Origin of the sequence: Robiginitalea sp., assembly GCF_049588695.1 — a bacterium.
Classification (GTDB): domain Bacteria; phylum Bacteroidota; class Bacteroidia; order Flavobacteriales; family Flavobacteriaceae; genus Robiginitalea.
On record NZ_JBAVZJ010000291.1, the window covers coordinates 1 to 4,793 of the forward strand.

5 protein-coding genes, 2 tRNA genes and 1 pseudogene are annotated in these 4,793 nt (G+C 46.3%); 3 read left to right on the plus strand and 5 right to left on the minus strand.

What is annotated here, in order from left to right:
• Positions 1–842 (minus strand): annotated as a pseudogene (locus WBV75_RS07170) (arginine decarboxylase); the annotation flags it as partial.
• Between the two features lie 446 nt (positions 843–1,288).
• On the opposite strand from WBV75_RS07170, the gene WBV75_RS07175 reads away from it, so the two are divergent.
• Positions 1,289–1,990 carry a hypothetical protein gene (locus WBV75_RS07175; RefSeq protein ID WP_424119953.1) on the plus strand — a complete coding sequence of 234 codons (702 nt, stop codon included), beginning with the start codon at positions 1,289–1,291 and terminating at the stop codon, positions 1,988–1,990.
• Between the two features lie 17 nt (positions 1,991–2,007).
• Here WBV75_RS07175 and moaC read toward each other — a convergent pair whose 3' ends face one another.
• Together moaC and WBV75_RS07185 are read right to left on the minus strand one after the other, a co-directional pair.
• Positions 2,008–2,442: a cyclic pyranopterin monophosphate synthase MoaC gene (gene moaC, locus WBV75_RS07180; RefSeq protein ID WP_424119954.1), complete on the minus strand. Its 435-nt coding sequence runs from the start codon at positions 2,440–2,442 to the stop codon at positions 2,008–2,010.
• Between the two features lie 2 nt (positions 2,443–2,444).
• Complete coding sequence (locus WBV75_RS07185) at positions 2,445–2,888, minus strand: molybdenum cofactor biosynthesis protein MoaE (RefSeq protein WP_424119955.1); 444 nt, start codon at positions 2,886–2,888, stop codon at positions 2,445–2,447.
• Positions 2,889–2,955: 67 nt separating this feature from the next.
• Here WBV75_RS07185 and WBV75_RS07190 point away from each other — a divergent pair.
• Positions 2,956–3,027 (plus strand) — tRNA-Arg (locus WBV75_RS07190).
• 361 nt (positions 3,028–3,388) lie between these two features.
• Positions 3,389–3,460, plus strand: a tRNA-Arg gene (locus WBV75_RS07195).
• Positions 3,461–3,871: 411 nt separating this feature from the next.
• Here WBV75_RS07195 and WBV75_RS07200 read toward each other — a convergent pair.
• Both WBV75_RS07200 and WBV75_RS07205 read right to left on the minus strand, forming a co-directional pair.
• Positions 3,872–4,432 carry a RidA family protein gene (locus WBV75_RS07200; RefSeq protein ID WP_424119956.1) on the minus strand — a complete coding sequence of 187 codons (561 nt, stop codon included), beginning with the start codon at positions 4,430–4,432 and terminating at the stop codon, positions 3,872–3,874.
• 108 nt (positions 4,433–4,540) lie between these two features.
• On the minus strand, positions 4,541–4,793 hold a 253-nt coding region (locus WBV75_RS07205; RefSeq protein ID WP_424119957.1), incomplete at its 5' end, for a hypothetical protein.

Below are 4,793 nucleotides of genomic sequence, written 5' to 3' on the forward strand. Positions count from 1 at the left end.
ACCATGTACTGATAGTCGTATTCAAAAGAAAGGGAATTCTTGGTTGGAAATCCTCCGCCGATATTCAAACTATCCAGGGTGGGACATCGCTTTTTCAATGCGACATATACCTTTAAACACTTCAGCAATTCATTCCAGTAGTAAGCGGTATCCCGGATCCCTGTATTGATAAAGAAGTGGAGCATCTTTAACGCCACTTTCGGGTTGTCTTTCAGCTGTTTCTCGTAAAAAGGCACAATATTCTGATACCCGATACCCAGGCGGGAGGTATAAAACTCAAATTTGGGCTCCTCCTCCGAGGCAATTCGGATACCTACCTGAAAACGATCCTCAATGGCGCTGGTAAGCAGTCCCAGTTCTTCGAAATTATCGAGGACAGGAATGCAATTACGCTGACCCCCGTTAATAAGGGTTGCGATATTCTCGATGTACGCATCTCTCTTAAAACCGTTGCAGATGACATAGGTGTCCCTGTCAATCATTTCCTCCCGCTTCAACTGCTGGACAATTTCAATATCAAAGGCCGAAGAAGTTTCGATATGGATATCATTTTTAAGGGCTTCATCCAGGACATACCTGAAATGTGAGCTTTTGGTACAATAACAATAGAAATACTTCCCCTTGTAGTCGTATTTCTGCATGGCTGAAGCGAACCAATTTTTGGCACGACCTATATTCTCGGAAATCTTTGGGAGATAGGTAAACTTCAGGGGGCTGCCGTACCGCGCAACCAGTTCGCTCAGGTTCAGTCCATGGAACAAGAGGTCCGACTGATCCAGGGAAAACTCTTCCGTTGGAAAATCATAGGTCTGTTCGATCAGATCCCGAAATCTGACATTCATTGTTCTCTATGTGTTAGAATGGGATAAATGGGAAAGTATAATACATCCCGAAAGACCATCTCGACTGGCCAAAAAAAGAAAAACGACGTGTATATATCCGCTATTTTTTCATTTCGAAAAAAACCCGGATTCACGGTTGCAGGAGTTAGCTCTAAATTTCGGTTGCCTTTTCGAAAGGCGGTACCCCGGTATGACTCCCTTAATCCCGGTACCCCGAACCTAAAAACACGATTCACTATGTTCAGCCATAAACCAGGATGGAACTGGTTTACACATGCAAATGAACTCATTTTTAGTTAAAAACAAGGGTTTTGAAAAAAAAATATCAACCAATCCTATACTTTTATATATCAGTGCTTTAATGAAATATTTCTTTATTGTAAAAAGAGCCTTTCTGAGTTTTGCGTACCTTAGCAAGTGGTCAAAAACACCAAATTCCTGTCCGAATGAAAAACTGCGCTACTTTTTTATTGCTTTTACTTCCTTTACTTACCCTGGGTCAAATCGCCCCCGGTGTATATACGGCTTCCGAAACGCTGGAAAACGGGAAACGCAATTATCAACTCCTGGTCACCGATTCCTATATGGTCCATACGGTTTACGACTCCAACCCTGCGAAATTTATACGTACGATGGGAGGGTATTACACCGTAGACCAGGACAGTCTTAAAATAAATTTGGAGTTCAACTCCGATTTTGAAAAAACCGGAGAACGCGAACACCGGGCATTTATAGGTTTTCAGAGCGGTCAATTGGTGTTTAATGAGAATGCCACCCGCCCCTATACCCGACAACCTGAAGTTGCACAACCCCTGGACGGGCTTTGGCTGTTTGCAACCAGAGGCCCGGATACCGGGCAGGAAAGACGAGGGGACAGTGCACCACGAAAAACCTTGAAGTTCTTAACTGACGGCCACTTCCAGTGGATTGCCTACAACGTCGAAACCATGGACTTCAGAGGAACAGGCGGGGGTCGATACGCCGCCGAACAGGGCACATACACAGAGGTTATTGAATTCTTCTCGAGGGACGATTCACGGGTTGGTGCCGAACTTAGTTTTGAATTTGAACGCAAAGGTTCCGACTGGCACCACAAAGGAAAAAACAGCAAAGGGGAACCAATGTATGAAATTTGGTCCCTGCGCTAAGAATAAAAGCCAGGTGATCAGGACTTGGACCTGAGGATATCAGATTTGCCACCCCGTTTCTCCAGCAGGCGGATTCGCTGTATTTCTATCCCTTTATCCAGTGGCTTGAGCATGTCGTACATGTTGAGTGCAACCACGCTGGCCCCATGCATGGCTTCAACTTCAACCCCCGTCTTGTAATTGGTTTTTACCGTTACAAGAATACGTATCTCAAGTCCGTGAATCTCATAAGCGATGAGGGCAGCTTCTATAGGGATTGGGTGACAATCCGGGAGGAGTTCAGGTGTTTTCTTTATCCCCAGTAATCCGGCCGCCTTGCTCATCTCAAAGACATCTCCTTTTGGCACCCGGCCTTCTCGGATGGCTTCCAGGGTATCGATTTCTGAAAGTACCACGGTGGCCTCAGCAGTGGCTGTTCTTAGGGTAATATCTTTATGGGTGATGTCTACCATAACTATTGATTGACTTTCCAGGAATAGCTTTCGTCCCCGAAGCACTCTTTTCCGAAGACGGGTAACTCCTTTTTTATTCGTTCCACCACCTGATGCAGGGCCGTAAAAACCTCTTTCCTATGGGGGGAGGACACAAAAACAAAAAGGCATATCTCCCCAACGCCGACGCTTCCCAAACTGTGGTAAATATGCATACAACTCAAATCGAACTCGGCAAAGGCTGCCTCCCGTATTTCGACAATTTTTTCGAGAGCCATATCCTCATAAGCCGAGTATTCAATGGCTTCCACGGTTTTCCCGTCAATGGTATCGGCCCGGACCTGACCGAGAAAGATATCATGCGCCCCAATATGCGTTTTACGCTGGTGCTTGGCAATTGAATTGGCAATAAACTCAGGAGTGATGGGACCCTGGACAAAAAGGTTTATTTTTTTTTCAGTTTTCATTTTCAAAATCCTTTCATAGCGAAGGTACCAAAGATTTTAAAAAGTATTCATAAATTCGCAAGCCCTTGGCCCCGTAGTTCAATGGATAGAATAGAAGTTTCCTAAACTTTAGATCCAAGTTCGATTCTTGGCGGGGCTACGAATAAACACAAAAACACCCGCGCATGGCGCGGGTGTTTTGTTTCCGACAGGACGCGTAAAAAGCTGGCTTTTTTAAGCGGACGGGAGGAAACAAAACCAACTGCCGGGAGGCAGATGCCGTTTTTGTATTTTCAACACGAGCGCTAACAAGAACAGCGAGCGAAGCGAAGCTATCTCTTGGCCACAAGGAGAGCAGAGCTTTTACTTCGCATACCCGGGTAATTAATACTGGAGAAGCCCTGGCAAAAAACTCTTTTATCCCATTCAATGAGAATAAAGCGTAGTCGAAAGTTGCACGATACTAAATGCAAAAATCAAGGCGATAATTTTCATAAACCTCCCTATATTTGCAGCCCTTTGGCTCCGTAGTACAATGGATAGTATGTGGGTTTCCGGTACCCAAGATCTAGGTTCGATTCCTGGCGGGGCTACGAATAAACACAAAAACACCCGCGCCAAGCGCGGGTGTTTTGTTTCCGACAGGACGCGTAAAAAGCTCGCTTTTTTAAGCGGACGGGAGGAAACAAAATAAAGCCCTGCTCCCGCAGGGCTTGGTGTTTTTGTATTTTCAACACGAGCCACTCTCAGGAACAGCAAGCGAAGCGAAGCTATCTCCTGGCAACAAGGTTACCCGAAAAGTCATTCGTAAATCCCCTGCTTTAAGAAGGAAACTAAACCAGCTGCCGGAAGGCAGATGGCGATTTTGTATTTTCAACACGAGCCACTCTCAGGAACAGCAAGCGAAGCGAAGCTATCTCCTGGCTGTAAGGAAAGGGAGTGAAGTTTTTAGCAGAAGGAAGAGCGAAGCGATCTCTTAGCCGCTGCACCCCTAAGAGCATTACCTACTCCTCAAAGACCTCGACAATCATCTCCACTTCCACCGCAATACCCCTTGGAAGGGAGCCCATACCCACAGCCGCACGAGCATGTTTACCGCGTTGCCCGAATACCTCCACCATAAGGTCGGAATATCCGTTGATTACTTCAGGCTGGTCTGTAAACCCCGGAGTTGCATTCACCATCCCGAGGACTTTGACAAGGCGTTTTACCCTGTTGAGGTTCCCGAGTTCCGCCTTTAAAACAGCTAACTGATTGATGCCCGCTATCCGGGCCGCCTCATACCCCTGGGCAACGGTCAAGTCCGCCCCTAGCTTTCCGGTGATATAGGTGCCATCGGATTTTTTGGGTCCTTTTCCGGCCAAAAATACCAGGTTCCCAACGCGGACCGCATTGACGTAATTCGCCACGGGATTCGAAGCTTCGGGAAGGGAAATCCCCAACGCTTTAAGATTGGCTTCCGGATCGTATTTCCCGGAATCCTGGGCGGAAAGAAGCCCGCTTGTCCCGGTAACCAAAAAGGCGAAAAGAAAAAACTTAAGAAAGGGTATCTGATGCGATTTCATGGAATTTAGAATTTGGTGTTCTTAAAGATACAAATGTCCACGGCATAAACTGCGTTCAACTTTCTCTGCCCGGGTTCCGGTTTGCAATAAACAACACCAAAAAGGCAATCACTTCACGGATTTCAGGATTCCGGCAGCTTCCAGGGCCTGAGCTGCCCCTAAGGGCAAGACATCATACGATATAAATTTTGCAATATCCTCCCGGATCACCTTCCGGAAATCGGTATTGGATTCATTCTTTTTTCCATATAATCGTTCATAACCGGAAACAGCACCTGAAGTATTGCCTTCCAGCAAATCACAATGTGCCAGGTTACACTCAATTGCAGGAATATCGAGCTGTTGGGTTTCAGCCCGATGT

Coding starts and splice junctions, on each gene's coding strand:
- moaC (WP_424119954.1), bottom strand. CDS start 2,442: ATGGTAGACATCACCCATAAAGATATTACCCTAAGAACAGCCACTGCT.
- WBV75_RS07175 (WP_424119953.1), top strand. CDS start 1,289: ATGAAAAACTGCGCTACTTTTTTATTGCTTTTACTTCCTTTACTTACC.
- WBV75_RS07185 (WP_424119955.1), bottom strand. CDS start 2,888: ATGAAAACTGAAAAAAAAATAAACCTTTTTGTCCAGGGTCCCATCACT.
- WBV75_RS07200 (WP_424119956.1), bottom strand. CDS start 4,432: ATGAAATCGCATCAGATACCCTTTCTTAAGTTTTTTCTTTTCGCCTTT.